The following is a 1,148-nucleotide window of genomic DNA, read 5'->3' as shown; positions in this document are numbered from 1 at the left end:
CGAGGCGAAACGGCTTTTCCCTGACCTCGAAGCGGGCATCTTGAGCCGCACGCCTCAGGGGCGCTGGGGCAAGCCCGAGGACCTTGCCGGCATTGCAGTGGCGCTCTGTTCAAGCGAATGCGACTTCGTGACTGGCGCGGTCATTCCGGTAGACGGCGGATATTCGGTTCAAGGTTAGCCGATTCTTTTTGACGCTGCCATATCAAATACAAAGGAGACACCCAGCATGTCCAGCGCTTATGCCGCGCCCGGAAAATATATCCAGCGCGCGGGTGAGATCTCGCGCCTTTCACAGCACGTTGCACCGTTGAGCCGCAACGTGCTCGTTCTGATCGATCCGTTTCTGTTCGAACGCTTCAGCAGTTCACTACAGCGCGATCTCGAAGGTGCCAAGCTGTCGGTACATCTGGAGAAGCTCGGCGGCGAATGTACGCTGGCTGAAATCGCGCGCGTGGCCGCAATCGCCAGAGGCAAGGAAAGCCAGATTCTCGTGGGCGTCGGCGGAGGAAAGACAGCAGACACCGTCAAGATTGCGGCATTCGAAGCCAACGCGCGGACCGTCATCTTTCCGACGATTGCGTCAACGGACGCACCGTGTAGCGCTGTCGCCGTCGGCTATACGTCTGAGGGCGTTTACGAGGGGCCCGCGCGGCTGCCTCGTAATCCCGATCCGGTCGTAGTGGACACCAGCATTGTGGCGAGTGCGCCAGTACGCTTTCTCGGCGCAGGAATCGGCGATGCGCTATCGACGTGGTTCGAGGCACGTTCGAACCTGGAGTCGCGAACGAACAACTACGTCGCGGGAGGGTTCCCTCCGACAGCTGCTGGTATTGCCATTGCGCGAGCCTGCCACGATGTGCTGATGCGAGACGGTCTGAAGGCAAAGCAGGCGGTCGAAGCCGTCTCTGTACCACGGCAGTCGAAAACGTCATCGAAGCTAATACGCTGCTCAGCAGTATCGGCTTCGAGAACTGCGGATGCTCCGCAGCACACGGCATGCATGGTGGACTGACTGCCCTAACAGGCTGCTGAATTACCGGCGGTAACGTCATCGCGGAAGGCCCCTGAAGCGTTGATGAAAGGCCTCCACTCGCCCCCGGGAGATCATGCGCGGCGCTGACACATTCACCGAGAGTTTATTTTCCATG

Annotated in this window: 2 protein-coding genes; both read left to right on the top strand. The window is 59.7% G+C overall.

What is annotated here, in order from left to right; translation table 11 throughout:
* The coding region (locus AB4Y42_RS44000) for an SDR family oxidoreductase (RefSeq protein WP_368697862.1) at nucleotides 1-178 on the top strand (178 nt) is incomplete at its 5' end.
* 48 nt (nucleotides 179-226) lie between these two features.
* Nucleotides 227-1,012, top strand: coding sequence for an iron-containing alcohol dehydrogenase (locus AB4Y42_RS43995; RefSeq protein WP_368697861.1), 786 nt, complete (start codon nucleotides 227-229; stop codon nucleotides 1,010-1,012).
* Nucleotides 1,013-1,148 lie beyond the last annotated feature (136 nt).

Origin of the sequence: Paraburkholderia sp. EG286B, assembly GCF_040965655.1 — a bacterium.
In the GTDB taxonomy this organism is placed as follows: Bacteria; Pseudomonadota; Gammaproteobacteria; order Burkholderiales; family Burkholderiaceae; genus Paraburkholderia.
The sequence above is the reverse complement of the archived record's forward strand: the minus strand, read 5'-3'. Positions and strand labels throughout refer to the sequence as shown.

Excerpts from the sequence above, each read along its gene's own strand:
- AB4Y42_RS43995 (WP_368697861.1), top strand. The coding sequence starts at position 227 with ATGTCCAGCGCTTATGCCGCGCCCGGAAAATATATCCAGCGCGCGGGT.